At 30.4% G+C, this 26,662-nt stretch carries 22 protein-coding genes and 1 riboswitch; all 22 genes read left to right on the top strand.

Annotated features, from left to right (window positions below):
* The first annotated feature begins 211 nt into the window (after window positions 1-211).
* The 22 genes from L1S46_RS18670 (at window position 212) to L1S46_RS18565 (ending at window position 26,648) form a co-directional block, all read left to right on the top strand.
* Window positions 212-1,687 carry a PLP-dependent aminotransferase family protein gene (locus L1S46_RS18670; protein WP_238900693.1) on the top strand — a complete coding sequence of 492 codons (1,476 nt, stop codon included), beginning with the start codon at window positions 212-214 and terminating at the stop codon, window positions 1,685-1,687.
* Between the two features lie 108 nt (window positions 1,688-1,795).
* Complete coding sequence (locus L1S46_RS18665) at window positions 1,796-2,413, top strand: LysE family transporter (protein ID WP_238900692.1); 618 nt, start codon at window positions 1,796-1,798, stop codon at window positions 2,411-2,413.
* Window positions 2,414-3,170: 757 nt separating this feature from the next.
* Window positions 3,171-4,127, top strand: coding sequence for a tRNA-dihydrouridine synthase family protein (locus tag L1S46_RS18660; RefSeq protein ID WP_238900691.1), 957 nt, complete (start codon window positions 3,171-3,173; stop codon window positions 4,125-4,127).
* Window positions 4,128-4,491: 364 nt separating this feature from the next.
* Complete coding sequence (locus tag L1S46_RS18655) at window positions 4,492-4,716, top strand: hypothetical protein (RefSeq protein ID WP_026889638.1); 225 nt, start codon at window positions 4,492-4,494, stop codon at window positions 4,714-4,716.
* A 32-nt stretch (window positions 4,717-4,748) separates the two neighbouring features.
* The gene (fabV, locus tag L1S46_RS18650) at window positions 4,749-5,945 is read left to right on the top strand and encodes an enoyl-ACP reductase FabV (protein ID WP_238900690.1); all 1,197 of its coding nucleotides are present in this window, start codon (window positions 4,749-4,751) and stop codon (window positions 5,943-5,945) included.
* A 208-nt stretch (window positions 5,946-6,153) separates the two neighbouring features.
* Window positions 6,154-8,088, top strand: coding sequence for a Cache 3/Cache 2 fusion domain-containing protein (locus L1S46_RS18645; protein ID WP_238900689.1), 1,935 nt, complete (start codon window positions 6,154-6,156; stop codon window positions 8,086-8,088).
* Window positions 8,089-8,139: 51 nt separating this feature from the next.
* Window positions 8,140-8,237: riboswitch (TPP riboswitch) on the top strand.
* Window positions 8,238-8,328: 91 nt separating this feature from the next.
* Window positions 8,329-8,997 carry a thiaminase II gene (tenA, locus tag L1S46_RS18640; RefSeq protein ID WP_238900688.1) on the top strand — a complete coding sequence of 223 codons (669 nt, stop codon included), beginning with the start codon at window positions 8,329-8,331 and terminating at the stop codon, window positions 8,995-8,997.
* Window positions 8,998-9,759, top strand: a complete 762-nt coding sequence (locus L1S46_RS18635; RefSeq protein ID WP_238900687.1) for an ABC transporter ATP-binding protein — start codon at window positions 8,998-9,000, stop codon at window positions 9,757-9,759.
* A 1-nt stretch (window position 9,760) separates the two neighbouring features.
* A complete protein-coding gene (locus tag L1S46_RS18630) occupies window positions 9,761-10,543 on the top strand; it encodes an ABC transporter permease (RefSeq protein ID WP_012058316.1) in 783 nt (260 codons plus the stop codon).
* Window positions 10,524-11,528, top strand: coding sequence for an ABC transporter substrate-binding protein (locus L1S46_RS18625; RefSeq protein ID WP_238900686.1), 1,005 nt, complete (start codon window positions 10,524-10,526; stop codon window positions 11,526-11,528). Before L1S46_RS18630 ends, L1S46_RS18625 begins: the two co-directional genes overlap by 20 nt.
* Before the next feature lie 549 nt (window positions 11,529-12,077).
* Window positions 12,078-12,521, top strand: a complete 444-nt coding sequence (locus L1S46_RS18620) for a MarR family transcriptional regulator (RefSeq protein WP_238900685.1) — start codon at window positions 12,078-12,080, stop codon at window positions 12,519-12,521.
* A 13-nt stretch (window positions 12,522-12,534) separates the two neighbouring features.
* On the top strand, window positions 12,535-14,310 hold the full coding sequence (locus tag L1S46_RS18615) for an ABC transporter ATP-binding protein (RefSeq protein ID WP_238900684.1): 1,776 nt from the start codon (window positions 12,535-12,537) through the stop codon (window positions 14,308-14,310).
* Window positions 14,307-16,235, top strand: coding sequence for an ABC transporter ATP-binding protein (locus L1S46_RS18610; RefSeq protein ID WP_012058320.1), 1,929 nt, complete (start codon window positions 14,307-14,309; stop codon window positions 16,233-16,235). The genes L1S46_RS18615 and L1S46_RS18610 overlap by 4 nt, the downstream gene beginning before the upstream one ends.
* Before the next feature lie 618 nt (window positions 16,236-16,853).
* Window positions 16,854-17,096 carry an acyl carrier protein gene (locus tag L1S46_RS18605; RefSeq protein ID WP_238900683.1) on the top strand — a complete coding sequence of 81 codons (243 nt, stop codon included), beginning with the start codon at window positions 16,854-16,856 and terminating at the stop codon, window positions 17,094-17,096.
* Window positions 17,093-18,574: an AMP-binding protein gene (locus L1S46_RS18600; RefSeq protein ID WP_238900682.1), complete on the top strand. Its 1,482-nt coding sequence runs from the start codon at window positions 17,093-17,095 to the stop codon at window positions 18,572-18,574. The genes L1S46_RS18605 and L1S46_RS18600 overlap by 4 nt, the downstream gene beginning before the upstream one ends.
* Window positions 18,571-19,668, top strand: coding sequence for an acyl-protein synthetase (locus L1S46_RS18595; protein WP_238900681.1), 1,098 nt, complete (start codon window positions 18,571-18,573; stop codon window positions 19,666-19,668). The genes L1S46_RS18600 and L1S46_RS18595 overlap by 4 nt, the downstream gene beginning before the upstream one ends.
* On the top strand, window positions 19,665-20,960 hold the full coding sequence (locus L1S46_RS18590) for an acyl-CoA reductase (protein ID WP_238900680.1): 1,296 nt from the start codon (window positions 19,665-19,667) through the stop codon (window positions 20,958-20,960). Before L1S46_RS18595 ends, L1S46_RS18590 begins: the two co-directional genes overlap by 4 nt.
* 111 nt (window positions 20,961-21,071) lie before the next feature.
* The gene (locus tag L1S46_RS18585) at window positions 21,072-22,844 is read left to right on the top strand and encodes a sigma 54-interacting transcriptional regulator (RefSeq protein WP_238900679.1); all 1,773 of its coding nucleotides are present in this window, start codon (window positions 21,072-21,074) and stop codon (window positions 22,842-22,844) included.
* A 458-nt stretch (window positions 22,845-23,302) separates the two neighbouring features.
* Window positions 23,303-24,757, top strand: a complete 1,455-nt coding sequence (locus tag L1S46_RS18580; RefSeq protein WP_238900678.1) for a 4-hydroxyphenylacetate 3-hydroxylase family protein — start codon at window positions 23,303-23,305, stop codon at window positions 24,755-24,757.
* 13 nt (window positions 24,758-24,770) lie between these two features.
* The gene (locus tag L1S46_RS18575) at window positions 24,771-25,040 is read left to right on the top strand and encodes a NifU family protein (RefSeq protein ID WP_238900677.1); all 270 of its coding nucleotides are present in this window, start codon (window positions 24,771-24,773) and stop codon (window positions 25,038-25,040) included.
* Between the two features lie 15 nt (window positions 25,041-25,055).
* Entirely contained in the window at window positions 25,056-25,319 is a 264-nt protein-coding gene (locus L1S46_RS18570; RefSeq protein ID WP_238900676.1) for a hypothetical protein, read from the top strand.
* A gap of 27 nt (window positions 25,320-25,346) precedes the next feature.
* On the top strand, window positions 25,347-26,648 hold the full coding sequence (locus tag L1S46_RS18565) for an acetyl-CoA hydrolase/transferase C-terminal domain-containing protein (protein ID WP_238900696.1): 1,302 nt from the start codon (window positions 25,347-25,349) through the stop codon (window positions 26,646-26,648).
* Window positions 26,649-26,662 lie beyond the last annotated feature (14 nt).

Here is a 26,662-nt window from a genome sequence, read left to right as displayed (position 1 = left end):
AACATGGTTAAATCATTAGTTTATGCTAGAAATTACTATTCATAAGTTTAATTCTTGAATTGGATATCTATAGATAAGCCAATTATAAGTTAGATTTATACTATGAAATATATCCAAACTAGAAACTGGAACAAAAGTATGTTATTCATTTCGGCGAGTTGTATGCATAAGTTCAGGTCTTAGTTGGATATCTATATATTGTAGGAGTTATATGTTAAATGTTAATTGGAAACCAAATAAAATGTCATCTATTCCATTGTATCAGCAAATAGTTAATTATATTAAGACGATGATATCAACGGGGGAATGGGATGTAGGTAGTAAACTGCCAACACAAAGAGAGCTGTCAAAAATATTTGAAGTAAATAGAAGTACTGTTGTGGAGGCTTTAGATGAATTAAAAGCAGAAGGACTAATTGAAGGTAAAAGTGGTGTAGGAACTGTTATAGTTAATAATACCTGGTCTCTAATTACATCTATTTCACCATTAAAATGGCAAAATTATATTTTAAGTGGCATACAAAAGCCCAATTTGCCTACAATTCAAAAAATAAATCAATTAGAATTTAAAGATGGAATGATACGGTTAGGAACTGGAGAGCTTTCGCGTGATTTATATCCTCATGATATGATGAAAGTGATTTTAAACAAAGTTTCGGAAAATGTAAAAGATTTAGGGTATGAAGAACCGAAAGGGTCACTGCATTTAAGAGAAATAATAAGCAAGTATCTGAAAAAGCATAATATAAATGTTTCACCATCAAAAATATTAATTGTATCCGGATCATTGCAAGCACTGCAGTTAATTTCTATGGGGATTTTAAAGAGTGGATCTACAATACTTGTTGAAAAGCCTTCATATTTGAGTTCTCTTAATTTATTTCAATCATATGGAATGAATTTAAATAGTGTTTCGATGGATAACTTTGGCATCAAGGCAAATGAAATTATAAAAAGTAAGAAAAATGATAATTCAACTTTATTATATACTATACCCACTTTTCAAAATCCTACAGGAATTGTAATGACCGAAGAGAGAAGAAATGAAATTTTAGAAATATGCTCAAAAGAAAGAATTCCTATTATTGAAGATGATGCATATAGAGAACTATGGTTAGATAAAGAGCCGCCGCTACCGTTAAAATCAAAAGACAAAAATGGAAATGTGATGTATTTAGGCACGGCTTCAAAATCTATAGCGGCAGGCCTTAGAGTTGGTTGGCTAGTTGGACCAGAAAATGTAATTGAACATTTAAGTGATCTTAAGATGCAGATGGATTATGGAACAAGTTCTTTATCTCAGGAAGTCTTAGCTGAATTGATTGATAGTGGCTTATATGATGAATATTTATTACAGCTAAGAAATCAGCTAAAAATTCGAAGAGATGTGACACTAGATATTTTAAAGAGGTATTTTGATGGTATAGCAACATGGAGCAAACCACAGGGTGGATTTTATATTTGGCTAAAATTAAAAAAATCATTATCATTAAATAAACTATTTGAATTATCTTATGAGAAAGGAATATTGATTAATCCGGGAAATATTTATGATTTTTCTAATAGTCAAAATTTAAGAATTTCATATTCATATGCTTCACTGGGAGAATTAGAAAAGAGTTTAAAGATATTATCAGAATTGATAAAAAAGAGCTATTTTAATGATATAACCAAAAGCAGCTATTGATTTTTTTCAATAGCTGCTTTTGGTTGGGTAATAAACTAATATCTTGGTTGGGGACTTTTTATATTTTATTAGTTAAAATAAGAAAAGAGCTAATAAAGGGGGCAAATTATGATTAAATACTTATTACAAGGGCTTCTATTTGGACTTGCTTATGTAGCACCAATAGGAACACAAAACTTATATGTAATAAACACTGCTATGCAAAAAAGTAAGGCTGAAACATATAAAGTTGCACTTATAACTATCTTATTTGATATTTCATTAGCGATTTCGTGCTTTTTTGGAATAGGGGCGCTTATTCAAAAATACTATCTATTAAAATTGGCAATACTTCTATTTGGATTTGTCGTTATAATTTACATAGGAGTTGGATTAATAAGAACATCTTCACAAATATTAGAAGATAAAAAGCTGGGTGATAATTCATTTATTAAGATTACTATTTCTTGTTTTGCTGTTACGTGGCTTAATCCCCAGGCAATAATTGATGGATCTTTATTATTAGGTGGATTTAATGCCTCACTTCCAGCAGAAATGTCAAAGTACTTTATAGTGGGGGTCTGCATGGCATCAGCCATATGGTTTAGTAGTCTTGCAGGCTTTGTAGGAAAGTTTAGCAGTAAATTTAATAAAATAATTAAATGGATTAACATAGTTTGTGGACTAGTACTTATATTCTATGGCTTAAAATTAGGATACTCATTTATTGAAGCAATATATTCATAGCTTTTTTGTGGCTATAGATAACCTAAGTGAGACTTAAACTTATGCATACAACTCGCCGAAATAAGGATTATGCTGTTGCTCCAGTTTCTAAGGAAATTATGATGGATGATTCTAAGATTACAAGTTGCGCCCAAGATGCTAGCCTCAAAGGCGAGCTTTGAACTAGCATACTTGGAACAACTTTTAATCTAAGAATCAAAACCATCAAATTCCTAATGAAACATTTCGCAAAAGCATAATTCTTATTTCTAGTTTGGATATATTTCATGGTGTAGATCTAACTTATAGTTGGGTTATCTATAAGGTTCTTCATTGAAAAATTGAAATATCTCTGGTAGAGAAATTTGATAAATATTTGTGAAATTTTCATAGTCATATAGAACAGATATATATTCAATAAAATAGACTTATTAGATGAATATTTTTACAAAGTTGCTAAGAGTTAAAGTCATATCTTCACTAGAAATCATAAATATATTTGTGAAGAAAACATTTGAAAATGAGCTGTTAAAGGTTCTTTGCTGTAGGTTGTTCCATTTTAGCTTGTCAAACTGAAAGTTGGAGCATGCTAAAGTGGATACAACCTGCTGCTTAGAACCTTCAGCGATATTTTCATAGCTTTTCGGAATCAAAATATTTATGATTTCGGCGAGGTATACGCATAAGTATAGCTTATAGCTGATATATCTATATACAAAAATGTATTTGTTGGATACAATAAAGGTGAAATTACTTACTTAATGAGGAGATTCATGATATGAAATATTATTTTGCACCATTAGAAGGTGTTACTGGATATGTATATAGGAATGCATATGAAACTTTTTTTGGACAAATTGATAAGTACTTTATGCCATTTATATCGCCAACTAAAAATAAAAGCTTTACTTCTAGAGAGCTAAACGATGTGCTGCCTGAGCATAATGAAGGAATCAATGCTATTCCTCAGATACTTACTAATAATTCTGAGTATTTCATTGATACTGTAAATCAGTTGAGTAAATTTGGATATGATGAAGTTAATTTAAATTTAGGATGTCCATCTGGCACTGTTGTTGCAAAGTATAAGGGATCAGGATTTCTTGCACAAAGAAAGCAGCTTGATGAATTTTTAGAAGATATATTTTCAAATTCATCAACTAAAATTTCTATAAAGACAAGAATTGGAAAGGATTCGCCAGATGAATTTTATGAGTTAATTGAAATATTTAATAAGTATCCTTTAGAGGAGCTTATAATTCATCCAAGAATTCAGACAGACTTTTATAAAAATAAGCCTAACATGGAAGTGTTTAAGGATGCATTAGCATTAAGTAAAAATCCTATTTGTTATAATGGTGATATTTTTAATGTAGAAGATTATAAGAAATTATCCGAAACTTATTCGAAGCTCGAAACAGTAATGCTTGGTAGAGGACTTATTGCAAATCCGGGATTGATTGAAGAAATTAAGACCAATCGTCTTATTGATAAAGAATCAATGAAGGCATTTCATGATAAAGTCTGCATAGGATATGAAGAAGTTCTTTCAGGTGATAAAAATGTCTTATTTAAAATGAAAGAATTATGGTTTTATATGATACATATCTTTACTAATAGTGATAAATATGCTAAAAAGATAAGAAAGACTAGTAGTTTACAGGAATATAAAGGAATCATATCAAGCATGTTTCAGGAACTTGATATAAAGAAAACAGATATACATGGATTTTAATGGTTCAATTATCATATAAGTTTTAATTCTTAAATTATATTATAGATTAAGATGATTTTTAATTAGATAAATTTTTGTATAAATGAAATTTATACTTAACTACTGTTTATTATAGAAAATAAGCGTAAAATAGTTATAATTAGAATATTGCTATAAAGATACATTAATAGGAATAATATATATTGGAAAAATAATTCTTCATTATAATTCTAAAAATATTGCAATAATTTTAGAATTATAATGAATTGTGAAATATGCATTGTGAATTAAAAATTTTGCATTGTCAATTGCAGAATATATATTTATAAAATTTGGAATATAATCACTGATATTTTTATAATTTATTGTATCAGGGGGTGATTATATGGGCGTTAAAGAAATAATTGAGAAATACAGGGGTAAAAATGCAGATATGCAAAACATTATCGCAAACCTTGTTCTCGCAGTGGCAGATTTAAATGCCAAAAACAAAATCTTAGTGGATATACTAAAGAAGAATGAAATAGAGATTCATATAACTAATAAGAAATATCAAAAATATTTAAGTGATTCGCTGGAGAGTATATTATCGAAGATTTACAAAGACTAGCCAAAGAAGATTTTATAAATGGAGGATATAGAATGATATTTAAACCTGAATTAATTAAAGGAATAGCGAAAACAAGCCATCCATATGGATGTAGAAAAGAAGTACTAAACCAAATCGAATATTGTAAGAATGCAAAGCAATTTCATGGCCCTAAAAAAGTGCTTATTATTGGAGCATCATCGGGTTTTGGCCTTGCTACAAGAATTTCTTTAGCCTTTGGTGGAGCGAAAGCTGATACAATTGGAGTTTCGTTTGAAACAGGAATTACAGATAGGAGAACAGGGACTGCAGGTTGGTATAATAATATATTTTTTAAAGAGTTTGCAGAAAAGGAAGGACTTATTGCAAAAAACTTTATTGGAGATGCATTTTCAGATGAAGTTAAAGAAAATGTTATAAAATATATAAAGGATGAGTTTGGAAAGATTGATTTACTTATTTATAGTTTAGCATCGCCAAGAAGAAAAGATTCTAAGACAGGTAATATATACGATTCAACTTTAAAAACTACATCTGGAGAATTTCAGGGGCCGACAATTGATATGGAGAAAGATGAACTTGTTACGACTAAAGTTAATTCAGCAACTGATAAAGAGATAGAAGCAACGAAAAAAGTAATGGGAGGTGAAGATTGGAGTGAGTGGTGTAAACTACTTCTTGAAAATGATTGTCTCTCTGATAATGCTATAACAATTTCGTATTCATATATAGGAGCATCAAGAACATATAAAATTTATAGGGAAGGTACAATAGGAGAGGCTAAACGCCATCTTGAAAATACTGCAATTCAAATAGATAAAGAGTGGAAAAAGAAGATTAATGGAAAGGCTTTTGTTTCTGTAAATAAAGCAATTGTAACTAAGGCAAGTGCATATATACCTTCTTTCTCATTGTATGCAGCGGTATTATATAAAGTAATGAAAGAAAAGAATTTACATGAAAACTGCATTATGCAGATGCAAAGAATGTTTGCTGATAAAATATATGCAGAAAATCCACTTGAATTTGATGATAGTGGAAGATTAAGAATGGATGATTGGGAACTTAGGGAAGATGTACAAAGTGAAGTTAATGAATTGTGGGAAAAAATAACTCCAGATAATTTTAAAATATTATCGGATTATGACGGATATAAAAAGGAATTTATGCAGTTAAATGGTTTTGAAATTGATGGAGTCAATTATAGTGAAGACATTGATATAGAAGCATTAAAAAGGCTAGAACAATAGATTAATTAATGTTTATGTTAAGAAGTATCAAAAGGGTACTTCTTATTTTTTTTATAAATATATTTTAGAGAGATAATAATATTTCAAAAAACATTGCGCCTGTGGTATAATTATCCGGGTATGCAATAAATCAAATAGCTATGTATATTATGGTCGTATTTGATTTTAGTGTTAATAAATATAATTAACTAGGGAGAAGTGTTTTGAAATGAGAATAAAATATAAGCTTATCATTAGCTATTTGATCTTAATTGTATTTGCTGTAAGTGTATTGGGGTTGTTAATTGGGAATAAATCTAACAAAGCAGTTTTTAAAGAGGTTAACGAAAAAAGTCAACGTTTAACAGAATCAATTATTACAACTTTGAGTGTAAGAAATGATTTGCTTACTGAGAAATCTTATGGAGATTTAAATTTTGCAAATAACGTATTAAACAATTTAGCTGATATGAGAGTTGATTACAATGAAATCGTAAAAGTTGGAGATTTTAACTTACCAGTTTTATATTCAGGAAATCAAAGAATATCCTTAGATAATACTATAGTTGATAAACTAAAACAATCAACAGGTACTATAGCAACAATGTTTTTATTACAAGATGATAAACTAATAAGGGTTTCTACTACCGTATTTAATAATGGTAATAGAATATTAGGTACATATATTTCAAGCGATACTGAAGCTTATAAAAAGACACTAAATAATGAAGAATATATTGGCGATATTAGAATAGAAGGAATTGGATATTTAACAAGAATGAAGCCAATATTGGATAAAGATAAAAAAGTAATAGGGGCAATAGGGTTAGGAAATAAAATTAGTAATGATTATTTGGACAAGACATTAAGCAATATGAAATTAGGAAAGACTGGATATGCGTACATACTAGACTCTGAAGGAAATGTAATTCTTCATCCATCTGATAGTGGGAAAAATGTAAGTGATTATGATTTTGTTCAAAAAATGCATAATGAAAAAAGTGGAATGATTGAGTACACTTATAACGGAGTTAAAAAGGTAGGATATTATCAGTATTTTGAAGCTTGGCATTGGTATGTAGTTACTACAGCAGATTATGAGGAATTAAACTCTTCAGCAAAATCAATTTTGACTACCACAATAGCTACCGGGGGAATAATTATTATTTTAAGCGGAATTATAGCATTATTTTTAGCTAATACATTAGTTAAGCCTATTAATAAGTTAAAATCCTGTATGGAGATAGCGAGTAAAGGCGATTTGACAATACGATGTAATATAGATAGTAAAGATGAGATAGGAGTTTTAGCAAATAGTTTTAATAATATGCTTGCAGAAAATAAAAGATTATTAGAAGAAACTGTGCAGTATGAAAAGTTAAAAACAGAATTTATCGCTAATATGTCACATGAATTAAGGACACCATTAAATATTATATTTTCAACAGCGCAGTTGTTTAATGTACTTATAAATAGAGATGAGAATTTAAATACTGAGAAAATGAAGAATTATACAAATAGTATAAAGCAAAACTGTTATAGGTTGGTAAGATTGGTGAATAATCTTATAGATATAACAAAGATTGATTCAGGTTATATGAAACTAGAATTGAAAAATGGCAATATAGTACAAGTTGTAGAGGATATAACACAATCAACCGCTGAATATGTAGAGTATATGTCTAGAACAATAATATTTGATACAGATAATGAAGAAAAAATTATGGCTTTTGACGAGGAAAAGCTAGAAAGAATTTTGCTCAATCTGATTTCCAATGCTACTAAATTCACTGAACCAGGAGATAAAATAAGTGTTAATTTATATGATATGGATGATCATATAGTTATCTCTGTAAAAGATACAGGAAGAGGAATTCCAGAGGAAAAAGTATCGCAGCTTTTCCAACGATTTAAGCAGGTAGAGCGATTATTAAATAGAAGTCATGAAGGAAGTGGAATTGGGTTATCCATAGTTAAAGCATTAGTTGAGATGCATGAAGGAACAATAGAAGTAAAAAGTATTTATGGACAAGGTACAGAATTCATTATATGTCTTCCAGTTAAGATTGTTCCAGAAGATAAAGGTAAGAAAAGCAAGAATGGTTATGCAAACCAATCTAAGGTTGAAAATATTAATATTGAGTTTTCGGACATATATAGCTAAAGAAGATGGTAAATTTTCATTGACATTTTTAAGCTTTGAGTATAAAATTTAGACGAGTACTAGGGGAGCCAGAATGGCTGAGATGAGTTTTCAGACCCTTTGAACCTGCACTGGGTAATGCCAGCGAAGGGAAGTTATAAGATAATATAAAGCTAAATCTAAAAGTAGTAGATTTACAATTTAATTAGATTATTAACTCTTTTCAATGGTATTGTAGTACTGTTTGAAAGGAGTTTTTTTATGCAATTTTCACAAAGATTATTATTGAAAGGTAAACCTATTTGGGAAGCGTGCTTGGAGCATCCTTTTCTTAAGGAACTTAGTGAGGGAACTTTAATGGAAGATAAGTTTTGCTTTTATGTTAAGCAGGATTATGTTTATCTAATAGATTATATAAAGCTTTTCGCATTAGGTATGGTTAAAGCAGATTCATTAGAAGATATACAAGCCTTTGCAAAATGTGCAAATGCTATAGTAAATATTGAAATGGATGCACATACTGAATATGCTAAGAAGTTTGGAATAACTAGAGAAGAACTAGAGGCCACAAAGCCAAATGCAAGTAATTTGTCGTACACAAAGTTTATGCTGCAGGTATCATCAGAAGGATCTTTAGCTGAACTAGTAGCAGCGCTACTTCCATGCATGTGGAGCTATGCATTTATTGGGAAAACCTTGGCAAAGAATAGTAAGGCATTAGAGCATCCACTTTACAGTGAATGGATACTTACATATGCAACAGAAGAATATAACAAGGAAAATGATTGGTGCATAAAACTTATGGATAAACTAGCAGAAGGGCTTCCAGAAAGACAACTTCAAAAATTAGAAGAAATTTTCATTATATCTTCAAAATATGAATATATGTTTTGGGATGGGTGCTACAAAAAGGAAAGTTGGGTTATTTAGATGAAAGCATTGGAAATTAATAATTTATCCTTTGGATATAAGGATTCTGGAAAATTAATAGTAGATGATTTATCTTTTGATATAAATAAAAATGAATTTGTCACTATTATTGCACCTAGTGGCACAGGCAAAAGTACCCTTTTTCGATTAATTTTAGGACTATTAAAGCCACAAAATGGTAATATAAATATATTAAAAGATGGTAATAAAAATATTATAGGATATATGCCTCAAAAAGATTCTTTAATGCCATGGAGAAATATTCTCGACAATACAGCAGTTGGACTTGAATTAAATGGTTATAGTAAGAAAGAAGCTAGAAAAGTTGCAGCTACATACTTTGAGGGTTTTGGACTTAAAGGAACTGAAAAATATTATCCACATGAATTATCAGGTGGTATGAGGCAGAGAGCTTCATTTTTAAGAGCAATAGTAAATAATCCTTCCATAATTTTATTGGATGAGCCATTTTCTTCTCTAGATGCGTTAACAAGAAGAAAGATGCAGTCATGGCTTTTAGATCTTTGTCAAAGACAAAGTAATACTGTGTTTATGATAACTCATGATATAGAGGAAGCTTTGCTTTTATCAGATAGAATTCTTATTTGTACGGAGCTTCCATATAGAAACCTAAAATCTATAGATGTAAATATTGAAAGACCAAGGAATTATGAGACCACACTTTCTAGTGAGTTTATTGAGCTAAAAAGAGATATTTTAAATGTTCTTGACTCCTTAGAAGAAAATAAAGGGGGGATATAGAATGAAAAAAATTAAAGACTATATATTTCCTTTAATATTTTTGATAATTATAATTTTGGCATGGGAATTTATAATACCATATTTTAAGGTGCCGAATTTTATTTTGCCTAGATTTTCTGAAATCATAAAGGCTTTAGTAGATCAAAAAGATTTAATATATAAACATTCTCTTATCACACTAGGTGAAGCACTATTAGGGCTTATTGCGTCCGTAATTATAGGTATATCTTGTGCACTTTCCATATATCTTTGGAGAAATGTTTCGAAAACTTTATATCCAATTATAATTTTTTCTCAAACAATTCCGACTATAGCTTTATCTCCAATTATGGTTATGTGGTTTGGATATACCATATGGTCAAAGGTAGCAGTAGTAATATTATTTTGTTTTTTCCCTATAGTTATAAGTACATTAGATGGATTAAATAGTGTAGATAGAGATTTAGAAGATGTTTTAAAAGCTCTTGGAGGAAATAGATTTCAAATATTTTTTAAACTCCATATGAATTCCGTATTACCTAATTTTTTAAGCAGTTTTAAAATAGCTGCAACCTACAGTATTTCAGGGGCTACCATTGGAGAATGGCTAGGTGCTGAAAAGGGATTAGGTATATATATTAAGAGAGCAGCAGGAATGCTTCAGGCAGATTCTGTTTTCGCAGGAGTGTTAGTTTTATCATTTCTAGGATTAATTCTATTTTCCGTAGGATTCTTGCTAGAAAAGATTTTATTAAAATACAGAAGAGGATTGAAGGAGGACAATCATGAAATTAAAAAAGCTTAGTATATTTTTACTATTTATTATGTTAGTTAGTTTAGTATTTAGCGGGTGCTCTAGTGCTTCCAATAATAAGGAAGACAAGAGTGCTACCAAAGAACTTAAAGAAGTTAATGTTCTTTTAGACTGGTACCCAAATGCAGTTCATTCATTTTTATATGCAGCAGAAGAGCAAGGATACTTTAAAGAAGCAGGATTGAAGGTTAACTTAATTACACCTGCAGGTACAGATGATGGAATTAAATTAGTAGCAGCAGGAAAAGCTGATTTAGCAATAAGCTATCCTAAACAAATTATCTTAGCAAGAGGCGAAAATATTCCTATTAAATCTGTTGGAGCAATAGTTAGAAGTTCGTTAAACCAACTAATGGTTCGTAAAGATTCAGGAGTTAAAACATTAAAGGATTTAGAAGGAAAGAAAGTTGGATATGCATCTTTTGATATTGATAAAGAGACTGTTAAAGCAATGGTAGCACAAGCTGGCGGAGATCCATCAAAGGTTGAATTTGTAGATGTTGGATATGACTTAATGCCTGGAATCGAAACAAAACAAGTTGATGCAATTATAGGTGGATATATAAACCATGAAAAAATATTATTAGAGAAAAAAGGTATTGGATTAGAAACTTTTGCGCCATCAGATTTTGGCGTGCCAAATAACTACGAATTAGCATTTGTTGCAAGCGATGACGCAATTAAGAATAATAATGATACAATACAAGCGTTCTTAGGAGCTGCTAAAAAAGGATTTGAATATACTCAAAAGAATCCTGATAAGGCTTTAGATTTAATATTGAAGGCTCAAAATGAAAGTTTCCCATTAGATGAAGAGACAGAAAAGAAGAGCTTAGAGATACTTTTACCTCTTATGGAAAATGAAAGTGGTAAATTCTTAAGTCAAGATAAAGAGAATTGGAATAACAACATTAAATGGCTAAAAGATAAGAATTTACTTCAAGCTGATGTAGATAGTAAAGATGTGTTTCAATAATTTATACTTATGCGTATAGCTCACCGAAATCATAAATATTTTGATTCCGAAAAGCTATGAAAATATCGCTGAAGGTTCTAAGCAGCAGGTTGTATCCACTTTAGCATGCTCCAACTTTCAGTTTGACAAGCTAAAATGGAACAACCTACAGCTAAGAACCTTTAACAGCTCATTTTCAAATGTTTTCTCCACAAATATATTTATGATTTCTAGTGAAAATATGAACCTAAAGTTTTAGCAACTTTGTTAATCTGTTCATCTAATAAGTTTAATTCTTAAGTTATTTATCCATATTTAGATAAAAACTGAGAAATTATTTTAAAAAAGATACTGAATTTATTGTAATTCGGTATCTTTTTTTATTTTATTTAAAATTATACTTTATAAACTAATTGAATTTAGAGATTAGGAGTGAGAAATTTCTGGTTTTTGGAGTTTTTTATTTTAATTAATTGACAAAATATATTTAGAGATATATAATTTATTTCGAAAGCGAAATATTCGTACACGAAATGTTTGGAAGCGAAATATAAAAGGGGTGGGAATTATATGGAGATTATTAATGAAAGTATAGAGGTATCAAGATTATTTCAAGAAGTAATGAGTTTATTTAGAGTAAATATGAAAAAAATAATTGAACGGACTGGAATGACAGCTCCACAGGGCATGGTTATTGGACTCTTATATAAAAACAAGAAAATGAAAGTGACTGAATTAAGTAAGTACCTACATTTACCTAATAGTACAGTATCAGGTATTATTGATAAACTTGAAGAACAAGATGCTGTTATAAGAGAAAGAAGTGAAGATGATAAGAGAGTTGTCTATGTAAGTATATCTCCAAAGTTTATTGAAATTCATAAGAATTTTAATAAACAAATTGAACATAATATTGAGAGTATACTAAATCAAGGAACACAAGAAGAGCTTAATAAGATTTCTGAGGGATTAATAATATTCAAAAGACTTTTAAGTGAAAATAACGCTAATTAAGGAGAGTGCGCTAATGATTAAATTGTTTAGATTTTTAAAACAGTACACAGTTAATATAATAATAATTGTTTTATTAGTTTTTACACAAGTAATTGCAAACTTATATCTGCCTACATTAATGGCTGATATAGTTGATAAAGGAATTGTTCAAAAAGATGTGGTTCAAACTATATCGTTTCTTGGTTATAACGGTGAGTATAGTGGAGTTGATTATATTCTAAGAATAGGAGGATTAATGCTGCTTGTATCTCTTGGAGGTGCAATTTGTTCAATTATATCATCATTTTTATCTTCAAGAACTGCAATAGGCTTTGCTAAAATAATTCGTAATAAATTATTCACAAAAGTTGAAAGTTTTTCTTTAAATGAATTTGATAAATTTGGAACAGCTACTTTAATAACAAGAACTACAAATGATGTTACACAGGTTCAATCAGTTACAATAATGATGTTTTCAATTGCACTTTTCGCACCATTGACAGCTTTAGGCGGCGTTGTTATGGCTTTAAGAGAGAATGTAACTCTAACATGGATCTTTGCAGTAGTAATTCCACTACTTGCAGTTATAATAGGGCTTACTTTAAAATTTGCAATGCCTTTATTTAAATTGATGCAAGTTAAAATAGATAAATTAAACTTAGTACTACGTGAAAGCCTTACAGGAATAAGAGTAGTTCGTGCTTTCAACCGTATAAATACTGAAAAGGTTAGATTTGACGATGCAAATAAAGATTTAATGAATAATGCTATAAAAGTAAATAAAATTATGGCAATTTTAATGCCAATAATGATGTTTATCATGAATGCTACAACTGTAGCAGTAATTTGGTTTGGAAGTATAAGAATAGATTCAGGGAATATGGAAGTTGGATCTTTAATAGCCTTTATGCAATATGGAATGCAGATTTTATTTGGTTTCTTAATGCTTGGTATGGTATTTATAATGATTCCAAGAGCTCAAGCTTCAGCAGTTAGAATAAATGAAGTACTAGATATGGAATCTGAAATTGTGGATCCTAAAAAGCCATTATTAAATGAAAATGAAGGCGGTTATGTTGAATTTAATGATGTAAGCTTTAGCTATCCAGGTGCAGAGCAAGAAGCTATTAGTAATATATCATTTAGTGCGAAACCTGGAGAAGTAACAGCTATAATTGGTGGTACTGGTTCAGGAAAATCAACATTAATTAATATGATACCACGTTTTTACGATGTGACTAAGGGTTCAGTTCTTGTCGATGGTATTGATGTAAGGGAAATGAGTCAGGAAAGTATAAGAGCTAAAATAGGTTTTGTACCTCAAAAAACTGTGCTTTTTTCTGGAACTATTGCTGAAAATATAAAATATGGTAAAGACGATGCTAGTATGGAAGAAATTAAACATGCTGCAGAGGTAGCTCAAGCAACAGATTTCATAAATGGAATGGATGATGGATATGAGCATTTAATTGCCCAAGGAGGAACTAACGTATCAGGAGGACAAAAGCAACGTTTATCAATAGCACGTGCTCTTGTTAGAAAGCCGGAGATATACATCTTTGATGATAGTTTTTCAGCTCTTGATTTTAAAACAGATGCAAGACTTCGTGCAGCATTAAAAAAGGAAACCTTAAAATCAACTGTAATTCTTGTAGCGCAAAGAGTTGCAACTGTTATGGATGCAGATAGAATTATAGTTTTAGATGAAGGACAAATTGCGGGTATTGGAACTCATAAAGAGCTATTAAACAGTTGTAAGGTATATTCTGAGATTGTATCATCACAACTTTCAGAGGAGGAATTATCATGAGTGAAAATCGTAATAGAGTAAATAAAAGATCAGGCGGCGGTTTTGGCGGTGGTCCAATGGGATCTTTTGCTGGCCCAAAAGTAAAAGCTAAGGATTTTAAAGGGACATTAAAAAGACTTTTAAATTATTTGAAACCACAAAGAATGAATTTCATTTTAGTTTTTATATTTGCTATAGCGAGTACTATATTTAATATAGTAGGACCTAAAATTTCAGGTAAAGCTATAACTAGATTAGTTGAAGGATTAGTAGGAAAATTTACTGTAATGTCTCAAAATGCTGCATTACTTAAAGCAGGAAAACCAGGTAATATACCAGTGCCTGGGATTGATTTTCAATATATAGGAGATATTCTTTTATTACTACTTGGCTTATATGTAATCAGTACACTTTTTGGCTTTCTTCAACAATATATTATGGCAGGGGTTGCTCAAAAAACAGTATACAACCTAAGAAAAGAAGTTGAAGATAAAATTTCACGTTTACCGCTTAAATTCTTTGATTCAAGAACTCATGGTGAAATTTTAAGCCGTGTAACAAATGATGTTGATAATATTTCAACAACACTTCAACAAAGTTTGACTCAGCTTATTACATCTATAGTAACTATTGTTGGAGTTATTATCATGATGTTAACTATAAGTCCAATAATGACATTAGTAGTAATATTAACATTACCACTTTATATTGTAATAACAACACTTGTCGCTAAGCATTCTCAAAAGTTTTTTGCTGCTCAACAAAAAGAAGTAGGAGAACTTAATGGTCACGTAGAGGAAATGTATACAGGACATAAAATAGTTAAGGTTTTTGGACATGAAAAAGATTCAATAAAAGAGTTTGAAAATATTAATGATAGACTTTACAAAGCTGGATGGAAAGCACAATTTATATCAGGTATAATAATGCCAATGATGAGATTTGTTAGTAATATAGGTTATGTAATAGTTTGTGTTGTAGGTGGATATTTAGCAACACTCGGAAAAATTAGTATTGGTGATATTCAAGCTTTCATTCAATATTCAAATCAGTTTACTCAACCAATAGTTCAAACTGCTAATATTGCTAATATAATTCAATCAACAGTTGCATCTGCAGAAAGAGTTTTTGAACTTTTAGATGAAGTTGAGGAGATTCCAGATGCTACTGATGCTAAGATTATAGAATTCCCTAAAGGTGAAGTTAAATTTGATAATGTTGATTTTAGCTATAAACCAGAAGAACCACTTATTGAAGATATGAACCTTGATGTTAAAAAAGGTCATACAATTGCAATTGTAGGACCGACTGGAGCAGGTAAAACTACACTCGTTAACTTACTTATGCGTTTCTACGAAATAAATTCTGGTAAGATAATGATCGATGGTGTAGATATCAGAGATATAAAAAGAGGAGCACTTCATAACATGTTTGGTATGGTTCTTCAAGATACATGGTTATTTAACGGAACTATAATGGATAACATAGCTTATGGCAGAGAAGGTGCTACTGAGGAAGAAGTTATTCAGGCAGCAAAAGCAGCACATGCTCATCACTTTATTAAGACTCTTCCAGATGGATATAATACAATATTAAACGAAGAAGCTTCTAATATATCTCAAGGCCAGAAGCAGCTTCTTACAATAGCTAGAGCAATTCTAGCAAATCCTACTATAATGATTCTTGATGAGGCTACAAGTAGTGTTGACTCAAGAACAGAAGTTTATATACAAAAAGCTATGACAGAACTTATGAAAGGCAGAACAAGTTTTGTTATTGCACATAGGCTTTCTACAATTAGGGATGCAGAATTAATTCTAGTTATGAATAAGGGAAGTATCATAGAAATGGGTAACCATAATGAACTTCTTGCAAAGAAAGGTTTCTATGCAGATCTTTACAACAGCCAATTCTCTGGAGCAAATTTAGATAGTGAAGTAATGTAAATTATAATATTTTAAGGATAGTAGACGATAGTAATATTGTATACTATCCTTTATTTTATACAAGAAAATGGATTTTTATAATTCTAAAAATATTGCAAGAATTTTAGACGTAATTGTGAATTGCAACATATAGATATACAACTTTAAAACTACATTTATGTGATAACTTACCGAAATAATAAATATTTTGATTCCGAAAAGCTATGAAAATATCGCTGAAAGTTCTAAGCAGCAGGTTGTATCCACTTTAGCATGCTCCAACTTTCCAAGGGAAGCTCGACTCATTACATTCGCTGAGGAAGTTCGAGAACCCAAAATAAAATTTTGGACTCTCACTTCACAAGCTAAAATGGAACAACCTACAGCTAAGAACTTTTAACAGCTCATTTTCAAATGTTTTCTTCACAAATATATTTATTATTTCTAGTGAAGATATAAACTTAAAATTTTAGCAACTTTGTAAATACATTTATATAATAAGTTGATTTGATACCTATATATACATTAAAAAATAAATTCAATTACTCATACTAAAACAAAAAGTAGTTGCCAAGAATTATTGGCATAATTCTTGCTTTAAATATACTTGAAGAATAAAAAATATTGGAGGAATTAGAAATGAGTAATTTAGGAACTTTCAACAAAATAATAAAATCTGTTTGGAGTATTGAAAATTTAGATGAGATAGAAGACAGTTTTGGTCCAGACGAAATTGAGGCATGGGATTCACTTAGCCATATTGAACTAGTAGTAGCCCTTGAGGAAGAATTTGAAATATCTATGGCAGTTCAAGATATTTCAAGGTTATACACTATAGGAGATATAAAAAATACATTGAAAAGATATGGGGTTGAAATATGACCTTTACTGACTATGTTTTTGAATTCTCCTCAGGGCTTAACAAAACTGCAATAATTGATAAGAAAAATATCAGCTATAGTGAGTTGCACTGTAAGATACTTATGATATCCCATAATATAAAGAAAATTAATATAGTAAAGGAAGATAAGATTCTATTAATAAGTGAGAATTCACCTTTTTTTATAGAAAGTTACTTCGGAATAATAAGAAGTGGGTGCACTTGTGTACCCCTAAATCCTACTCTAAGTAAGAATGATATTGAGTATATAATTAATAGTTGCAATCCTAAAGCGATTTTTATTGAAAAACGTTTCTTAGATAATATGCGAAGTTTGATTAATAAAGATATTAAGATAGTTACTGAAGAAAAATTAAATAATCTTCTATTAGATAAAGAATGTGCTAGTAATAATAGAGAAGAAAAAGAGAGTGATTTTAAAAATAGTGTGGCTGTAATATTATTTACATCTGGTTCAACAGCAAGACCAAAAGGAGTAATGCTTACGCATCATAATCTCTGTCATAATACTAATTCCATAATAGAATATTTAAGCTTAAATAGCGAGGATAGGATAGAAGTTGTCTTACCATTTTACTATTGCTTTGGAACATCGTTGCTCCATACACATTTAAGAGTTGGCGGCAGCTTAGTAATAAACAATAAATTTATGTTTCCAGAAACAGTTCTAGATGATATTGAAAAATATGAATGTACAGGTTTTGCAGGGGTTCCAAGTAATTATCAAATTTTACTTAGAAAATCTAGTATTAAAAATAGAAATTTGAAAAGTCTAAGATACGTGGCTCAGGCAGGAGGAAGACTTCCTGACAGTTTCATTAAAGAATTAAAGCAAGCTCTTGTAGGAGTAGATGTATTTATAATGTATGGACAAACTGAAGCAACTGCAAGACTTTCGTATCTTCCACCTAATATGCTTGATGAAAAAATGGGTTCAATAGGTAAAGGCATTCCTGGAACTTTGCTTAAAGTAATTGATAAAGAAGGAAATGAAGTAAAAGTGGATGAAATAGGTGAAGTAGTGGCTTTGGGTGAAAATATAATGAAGGGTTACTTTAACGATGAAGAAGAAACGAGAAAGGTCATTAGAAATGGTTATTTATATACCGGTGACTTGGCCACAGTAGATGAAGATGGTTATATTTATATTGTGGCAAGGGAAAAACAAATCATAAAAAGTGGTGGAAATAGAATAAGTCCTAAAGAAATTGAAAATATCATAATTCAAATTCCAAGCGTTATAGAAGCAGCAGTAATTGGAGTTCAAGACGATATATTAGGGGAAGCAGTAAAAGCATTTGTAGTACTAAATGATGAAGTTTTTAAAGTTGATGAAAAGTATATAATTGAATATTGCAAAGATAAATTGCCGTCCTACAAAGTACCTAAATATGTGGTGTTTTTAGATGGACTTCCAAAAAATTCTTCTGGTAAAGTAATGATGGGGGATCTGAAATGATAGATGAAATTATAAATAATGAGCAATTTAAGTGTCTGCAAAAGGATAAAGAAAAAAAGCTTTTGAGCATTATCAAGCCCCAGATAGAGAAAAGTAGAATAAATGAAAATTTAAACATTATGTATAAAAAACTAGGAGTAAATATAAATGATATAAATTCTCTTGAAGAGATTCCCTTTATTCCTGTAAATATGTTTAAGCATTTTGAGCTTAGGACTTGTAGTGAAAAAAGTGTAGTTAGAATATTAAACTCAAGCTCTACAACTGGAAACATTCCTAGCAAGATATTTATTGATAAGGAAACATCTATAAGACAATCTCAAGGTTTAATATCAACTCTAACAAGTTTTTTAGGATCATATAGAAGACCAATGCTAATAATTGATAGTAAGGAAGTTAACAAAAAAAGCGACTATTTAACTGCAAGAGGTGCGGCAATAAGAGGAGTAAGCGGTTTTGGAAAGAGTTTAACTTATGCTATGGATTTGGTAGATGATAACATTATACTTAATATAGAACGACTTAAAGAATTTGAAGAAAAGTACAAAGATACAGATATATTAGTATATGGATTTACTTATATTATCTGGACTAGGTTTGTTAACGTACTAAAAGAAAAAAATATAAAATTAAACATGCCGAAAATTAAAATACTTCATAGCGGAGGCTGGAAAAAATTAAATGCCCAAAAAGTTGAAAAGAAAGAGTTTAATAGATCTGTAGCTGAAGTATTTGGCACTGACCCTGAAAACATAATTGACTTTTATGGAATGGTCGAACAGTTAGGCGTAGTTTTTCTTGACTGTGAATTCGGATATAAACATGTTCCTGACTTTGGAGAAATTATTATACGAGATTTCTTAACGCTTAAAGAGGTAGAAATAGGCCAATGTGGATTTATTGAAGTCATGAGCACCCTTACTTCAAGTTATCCGGGCCAGGCTATATTAACTGAAGATATAGGTGAATTTGTAGGTGTAGATGATTGTAAATGTCGAAGAAAGGGAAAATACTTTAAGTTTAAAGATAGAGTAGAAAAATCTGAAACAAGAGGATGTGGAGATACTTTTGCAGAAAAGAGGGACAAGAAATGATAAGCTGCTTTATGTTAGGAGATAAATTTTATGAGGAACCTAAGAATCTTCAAAGTTTAGATAAAATTATAGAAGAGCTTAATAAAAATAGAGAAACAATTTATTCATATCCATGCGAAGCTATGATTGAAATAATTAATGAATATAGTAAAATATTATGTAGTGATAGAAAGTTTTTAAGTTATGAAGGTGTGCCTTTTTTGATATTATGGCTAAAGAAAGACAATATTAAGAAGCTCTTACACCAAGATCTAAGAAAACAAGAATTCCTAGATGATTTTATAGAAATAGCAGATAATAAATTTATGAAGGCTCAACCTAGAGGGATAGTGTGTCATTTCATGGCTGGCAATGTTCCTACTCTTCCAATATATTATTTAGTTCAAGCCATTATTTGTAGAAATGTTAATTTATGCAGGATACCTATTGGTAGTATAAATATTGTAATTGAACTTCTAAAACCTTTAAAAGATATTGTAATTGATTTTAGAGGAGAAAAATATTATGGAAGTACCTTATTAAAGAGTATTTCAATTATAAATTTTTCGAGTAACGATTTAAAATTAAATACTGAAATGTCACAGGTAGCGGATGTAAGAGTAATATGCGGCGGTGAAGAAGCCGTGAAAACATTGTCAGTTCTTCCTAAGAAGACCACATGTAAGGATGTTATATTTGGGCCTAAATATTCCTTTGCTGTATTTGAAAAATCTGCTATGGAAAGTCTTAATATAACTAAAACCTTCGATAATTTTGCAAAGGATATAATAAGCTTTGATCAAAGAGCATGCTCTTCTCCTCAAGTGTTATTTATTGAAAAATCTACTGTAGGTATTAATGAAGCAGCACAAATGCTTTCACAATCATTAGAAAAGGTTTTAAAACGATATCCTAAGCTTGAAATTAATCAAGGATCAGCTGCAAATATAATTAATAAAAGAGGGGAATATCTTTTATCTTTAGAAAAAGATATAATATGCAGTAAAGACCTTAAATATACAATTTTAATAGATAAAGAAATAATGTTAGAAGAACCTGTTCAGCATACAACTATATTTTTAAAAGAGGTTGAAGATATATTGGAGATTTGCAAGTTAATAACTCCAAGAATACAAACTATTGGAATAGCTTCTGAAGATAATAGCAGGATTATGAATTTTGCAAATAAAGTCAGCCTGCATGGTGTTGATAGGTTAGTTAAAGTGGGTCTCATGAATTTATATGATTCACCTTGGGATGGAATACTTTTTATGAGTGAAATAGTTAAATGGACAATTTTAAATCTAAATTAAAAAAGAGAAATACTTAATAATGGATAAATCTTTAGATTTGTTTTATAAACGGTATTTATGTTACTGGTGAATTATAAATTTTGTATAAATAAGATATAGGGTGTGGAGATTGTGAAAGTAAAAGAATTGATGACAAAAAAGGTATTGGTGTTAAAACCTAATAATACATTTGAAGAGGCAGCAAAGCTTTTTATTGAAAATGGCATAGATGGAGCACCCGTTGTAGATAGAGATGGAAAGTTAATTAGCATTGTAACAAAAACAGATTTAATGAAAGCTATTTTTAATAAATTAGAAATGAATACGAAGCTAGAAACTTTAGATCTTAAAAAAGTAATAACAATTAATAGTGAAATGAATATAGAAGATGTATTGAAATATAATGTTGGTCGTCTTCCAGTTATAGATAAAAACAATAAGATTATAGGGATAATTACTCATACAGATTTTATTAATGATTTGGTTGAAAAAATTTCAAAAAAATGTAGAGATATGAAAAATACAAAGTTAGGGTTAACTGAGTTAGACTCTATTATTGAGTGCTCTTATGATGGGATTTATATAACAGATGGGGAAGCTAATACTATAAAGATAAATAATGCCTATGAGAGTATTACAGGACTTAAAAGATCAGAGGTTTTAGGAAGAAATATGAAAGACCTGGAGAAAGAAGGTGTTATATCTCAGTCGGCTACTCTTTTAGTGCTAAAGAATAGAAAAACCACTACAATTCAACAGGAATTCAAAACAGGAGTAAAGGTTCTTGTGAGCAGTAATCCCATCTTTGATAAGAATGGAAAAATAATCATGGTGGTTACAAACGTACGAGATGTAACACAACTTTATGAGTTAAAAGAGCAACTTCAAAAGAATAAAGAAATTACTCTTAAATATGTTTCTGAAATCGAAGAAATGAGAACTCAATTATTAAATACTTCAGAAATTGTTGCAGAAGATCATAAAACTATTGAAATTATCCAGCTTGCCAATAGAATTGCAAAAGTGGACACTACAATTCTTATGCTCGGAGAAACTGGAGCAGGAAAGGATCAAATAGCAAAGCATATACACAAAGTAAGCAAACGAAGTAAAAAACAATTTATTAAAGTTAATTGTGGTGCGGTGCCTGCAAGTTTAATAGAATCTGAATTTTTCGGATATGAAAAAGGTGCTTTTACTGGAGCAAATAAAGAAGGTAAAATAGGTTTATTTGAAATGGCTTCTGGAGGGACTATTTTCCTCGATGAAGTTGGAGAACTTCCAATGGATATGCAGGTTAAGCTTTTAAGAGTACTTCAAGAAATGGAAGTAGTACGAATTGGAGGAACAAAGCCTATAAAAATTGATGTTAGGGTACTAGCTGCAACAAATAGAGATTTGGAAGATATGATAAAGAAAAAACAATTTAGAGAGGATTTGTATTATAGGCTCAATGTCATACCGCTATATATTCCACCCCTTAGAGAAAGAAAGCATGATATTTTGCCATTAATTAATTTTTTTCTTACACAGCTTAATAAAAAGTACAATTTCAATAAGGTATTTGCTTCAGATGCCTTAAATTGTATGTATGAATATAATTGGCCTGGGAATGTTAGGGAGCTAAAAAATATTGTTGAGAGAGCTGTAATAATGAGTGAGGATGATAAGATAAAGAGGTCAGATCTTCCTAAAAATATTATTGGCTCAAATGGCATGATTGTAACTTTAAATACTTTTGAAGAAGGTATAAATTTAAAAGAAACCTTAGATGCCATAGAAAAGAAATTAATTAAAAAGGCATATGACAAGTATGGTAATGTCAGAGCTGCAGCAAAATCACTAGGAATAGATGCATCAACATTTGTAAGGAAGAGGCAGAAATATATAAAAGAAGAAATTTAATAATATGACGTATTTAAATAGAAATTGGATACATATTTATTCATTAGCTACGGCAGCTTATTTTAAAATGCCTGCTGTGCAAATATGTATCCAATTTCTTTGTTGAGTATGGCGAATAAATATTATAATCTATTTAAATTCATGTATCATACTATAAACATGCTAAATATTGGATAGCAGTGGTGCAAAAATGCAACAAGATGCAGAAGTGCAACGTAATAAAATATTTTCAAATTATAACTACTGTAAACTTATTCTAGGATTATTATGAAATTTAATTGAAATTTTAGTTGCGTTTTTGCAACAAATATTTATATTGTTCCAGAAATTAGAGGTGATATTGAAAAAATTATAAGATTATTATGGAAAATTCAAGGCAGTATAGTAATTTTTTATTTTGGCACGCTTATTGCTTATATAATTATTAGAAAATAAAAATTAGTGAAGGAAGCGATAATATGCCATTAAAAACAAAGGAACAATATATTGAAAGTCTTAGAAAGCTAAACCTAAAAGTGTACATGTTTGGAAAAGCGATAGACAATGTTGTTGATCATCCAATTATAAGACCATCTCTTAATTCAGTTGCTATGACGTATGAATTAGCACAAATGCCAGAGTATGAAGATTTAATGACAGCTACTTCAAATTTAACAGGAGAAAAAGTAAATAGATTTGCTCATTTACATCAAAGCACAGATGATCTTATTAAAAAAGTAAAAATGCAAAGATTACTTGGTCAAAAAACCGCATCATGTTTTCAAAGATGCGTTGGTATGGATGCTTTTAATGCACTATACAGTTCAACATACGAAATAGATAAAGCGTGTGGAACAAATTATCATAAAAACTTTAATAAGTTTTTAAAATATGTTCAAGAAAACGACTTAACCGTTGATGGTGCAATGACTGATCCTAAGGGGGACAGAGGATTATCGCCAAGTAAACAAGCTGATGGAGATTTATACTTAAGGGTTGTTGAAAGAAGAGAAGATGGGGTAGTTGTTAGAGGAGCAAAATGTCACCAAACTGGAATGTTAAATTCTCATGAGGTAGTAGTAATGCCTACAATAGCATTAACTCCAAATGATAAGGATTGGGCAATATCTTTTGCAGTGCCTACAGATGCTGAAGGAATAATTCATATATATGGAAGGCAATCTTGTGATACAAGAAAATTGGAGCCAGGTGCTGACATAGATCTTGGAAATGCTGAATTTGGCGGACAAGAAACATTAACTATCTTTGATAATGTATTTGTACCAAATGAAAGAATTTTCTTAAATGGAGAAACTGATTTTGCTGGAATGATCGTTGAAAGATTTGCAGGATATCATAGACAAAGTTATGGTGGATGCAAAGTTGGAGTTGGAGATGTTCTAATTGGAGCGGCTGCAGTAGCTGCTGATTATAACGGAGCTCACAAAGCATCTCATGTTAAAGATAAATTAATAGAAATGACTCACTTAAATGAAACTTTATTCTCTTGTGGTATTGCATGTTCAGCAATGGGTTCTAAAACAGAAGCTGGAAATTATTATATTGATAATCTTCTAGCAAATGTATGTAAGCAAAATGTTACAAGATTCCCTTATGAAATATGTAGACTTGCAGAAGATATCGCTGGAGGAATCATGGTTACTATGCCATCAGAAGCAGATTTTAAAGATGAAAAGATAGGTCCTTATATAGATAAATATTTGAGAGGTGTAAACTCGGTTTCAACAGAAAATAGAATGAGGATATTAAGATTAATAGAAAATATTTGTTTAGGGACTGCAGCTGTCGGGTATAGAACAGAATCAATGCATGGAGCTGGATCACCACAAGCTCAAAGAATTATGATAGCTAGACAAGGAAATTTAGCAGCTAAAAAGAAAATAGCTAAGAAAATAGCTAGAATTGAAGAATAATATGAGCAAAATCATGATAGATGAAATTAATAATGTTATCAATACTAAAATAAAACCGTTACTTGCCGAGCATAATGGAGATATTGAGCTTGTAGAAGTTAACAATGGTGTAGCTTACGTAAAACTTTTAGGCGCATGCAGTGGCTGTCCTTCTGCAAGGTTTACTATGGAAGATTTAATTTCATGCGTATTAAAAGAGATATCGGGAATAAAAGATGTTCAACTTGTTGATCCAATTAGCAGAGAAATGCTTGATTTTGCTAGACAGCTGCTTAGAAAATAAAGGCCGGGTGAAATTTTGGAAATAGGTATTAGATACTGTGGTGGCTGTAATGCTAGTTATGATAGAAAAACGTTTATTACAAATTTAATTAACGATCTTGATAAAACTCATAATTTCGAGATTGCAAAGGAAAATAAGGAATATGACTATTTAATTTTAGTCTGTGGATGTTCAAATTGCTGTGTAAGCCATGAAAAATATACATTAAAATATAATAAGATTTTTATTAAAAATATAAAGGATTATGACAAATTAGTATATGACTTGAAAAAATTATAATTGAGTTATATTTAGGAGGTGTCTAAAATTAGCTGGAAGGATTTATACAAGAGTAAGGTAGTTACAGCTGACGAAGCTGTAAGAAAAATTAAATCGAATGATAGAGTAGTAACTGGACATGCTTGCGGAGAGCCAAAAGAAATTATAGATGCCATGGTTAGAAATAAAGATTTATATGAAAACGTAGAAATTGTTCATATGGTATCCATGGGGAAAAGTGAATATTGCAAGCCTGAAATGGCTGTTAATTTTCACCACAATTCTATATTCGCAGGTGGAACAACAAGGGAAGCTATTCTTGACGGAAGAGCAGATTTTACACCATGCTTTTTCTCGGAAGTACCAAAAATGTTTAAGGCAGGTACTTTACCAGTAGATGTAGCACTTGTTCAATTAAGTGTTCCTGATGAACATGGTTATTGTAGTTTTGGAGTTTCAAATGACTACACAAAACCTGCTGCAGAGGCCGCTAAAATTGTTATTGCTGAATTAAATGAGAAGATGCCAAGAACTTTAGGAGATTCATTTATACATGTTTCTGATATCGATTATATAGTTGAAACTTCAAATGATATTATTGAGCTTAAGCCACCTAAAATAGGAGAAGTTGAAAAGGCTATTGGTGAAAACTGTGCAAAGCTAATAGAAGATGGTTCTACACTTCAATTAGGAATTGGTGCAATTCCAGATGCAGTACTATTATTCTTAAAGGGAAAAAAGGATCTTGGGATTCATTCGGAAATGATATCTGATGGAGTAGTTGAATTAATAGAAGCAGGTGTAATAACTAATAAAGCAAAAACTTTACATCCTGGAAAATCTGTAGTTACCTTTTTAATGGGTACTAAGAGGCTTTATGATTATGTTAATGGAAATCCAAGTGTTGCCATGTATCCTGTAGATTATGTAAATAATCCATGTGTTATAGCAGAAAATTATAAAATGGTTTCTATAAATTCATGTATTCAGGTAGATCTTATGGGGCAAGTTGCAGCTGATACAATTGGACTTAAGCAGTTCAGTGGCGTGGGTGGACAAGTTGATTTTGTAAGAGGAGCAGCAATGGCTAAAGGTGGTAAATCAATAATTGCAATGCCATCAACTGCAAGTAAAGGAAAACTTTCAAGAATAGTTCCAATTTTAGATGAGGGTGCAACTGTTACAACATCTAGAAACGATATTAATTATGTTGTAACTGAGTTTGGAATAGCAGAGCTCAAAGGAAAAACTTTAAAAGAAAGAGCTAAAGCATTAATAAATGTTGCACATCCGGATTTTAGAGATGACCTTATTAAAGAGTGGGAAAAGAGATTTAAAGTGAAATTTTAAATTAAAATAAATGA

It is taken from the genome of Clostridium sp. YIM B02500, assembly GCF_022324665.1.
GTDB classification, from domain to species: Bacteria; Bacillota; Clostridia; order Clostridiales; family Clostridiaceae; genus Clostridium; species Clostridium beijerinckii.
This window is presented reverse-complemented; position numbering and strand designations above follow the sequence as displayed.

Excerpts from the sequence above, each read along its gene's own strand:
- L1S46_RS18595 (WP_238900681.1), top strand. The coding sequence starts at position 18,571 with ATGATAGATGAAATTATAAATAATGAGCAATTTAAGTGTCTGCAAAAG.
- L1S46_RS18655 (WP_026889638.1), top strand. The coding sequence starts at position 4,492 with ATGGGCGTTAAAGAAATAATTGAGAAATACAGGGGTAAAAATGCAGAT.
- L1S46_RS18665 (WP_238900692.1), top strand. The coding sequence starts at position 1,796 with ATGATTAAATACTTATTACAAGGGCTTCTATTTGGACTTGCTTATGTA.
- L1S46_RS18635 (WP_238900687.1), top strand. The coding sequence starts at position 8,998 with ATGAAAGCATTGGAAATTAATAATTTATCCTTTGGATATAAGGATTCT.
- tenA (WP_238900688.1), top strand. The coding sequence starts at position 8,329 with ATGCAATTTTCACAAAGATTATTATTGAAAGGTAAACCTATTTGGGAA.
- L1S46_RS18600 (WP_238900682.1), top strand. The coding sequence starts at position 17,093 with ATGACCTTTACTGACTATGTTTTTGAATTCTCCTCAGGGCTTAACAAA.
- L1S46_RS18615 (WP_238900684.1), top strand. The coding sequence starts at position 12,535 with ATGATTAAATTGTTTAGATTTTTAAAACAGTACACAGTTAATATAATA.
- L1S46_RS18590 (WP_238900680.1), top strand. The coding sequence starts at position 19,665 with ATGATAAGCTGCTTTATGTTAGGAGATAAATTTTATGAGGAACCTAAG.
- L1S46_RS18660 (WP_238900691.1), top strand. The coding sequence starts at position 3,171 with ATGAAATATTATTTTGCACCATTAGAAGGTGTTACTGGATATGTATAT.
- L1S46_RS18630 (WP_012058316.1), top strand. The coding sequence starts at position 9,761 with ATGAAAAAAATTAAAGACTATATATTTCCTTTAATATTTTTGATAATT.
- fabV (WP_238900690.1), top strand. The coding sequence starts at position 4,749 with ATGATATTTAAACCTGAATTAATTAAAGGAATAGCGAAAACAAGCCAT.
- L1S46_RS18645 (WP_238900689.1), top strand. The coding sequence starts at position 6,154 with ATGAGAATAAAATATAAGCTTATCATTAGCTATTTGATCTTAATTGTA.
- L1S46_RS18625 (WP_238900686.1), top strand. The coding sequence starts at position 10,524 with ATGAAATTAAAAAAGCTTAGTATATTTTTACTATTTATTATGTTAGTT.
- L1S46_RS18605 (WP_238900683.1), top strand. The coding sequence starts at position 16,854 with ATGAGTAATTTAGGAACTTTCAACAAAATAATAAAATCTGTTTGGAGT.
- L1S46_RS18580 (WP_238900678.1), top strand. The coding sequence starts at position 23,303 with ATGCCATTAAAAACAAAGGAACAATATATTGAAAGTCTTAGAAAGCTA.
- L1S46_RS18670 (WP_238900693.1), top strand. The coding sequence starts at position 212 with ATGTTAAATGTTAATTGGAAACCAAATAAAATGTCATCTATTCCATTG.
- L1S46_RS18620 (WP_238900685.1), top strand. The coding sequence starts at position 12,078 with ATGGAGATTATTAATGAAAGTATAGAGGTATCAAGATTATTTCAAGAA.
- L1S46_RS18610 (WP_012058320.1), top strand. The coding sequence starts at position 14,307 with ATGAGTGAAAATCGTAATAGAGTAAATAAAAGATCAGGCGGCGGTTTT.
- L1S46_RS18575 (WP_238900677.1), top strand. The coding sequence starts at position 24,771 with ATGATAGATGAAATTAATAATGTTATCAATACTAAAATAAAACCGTTA.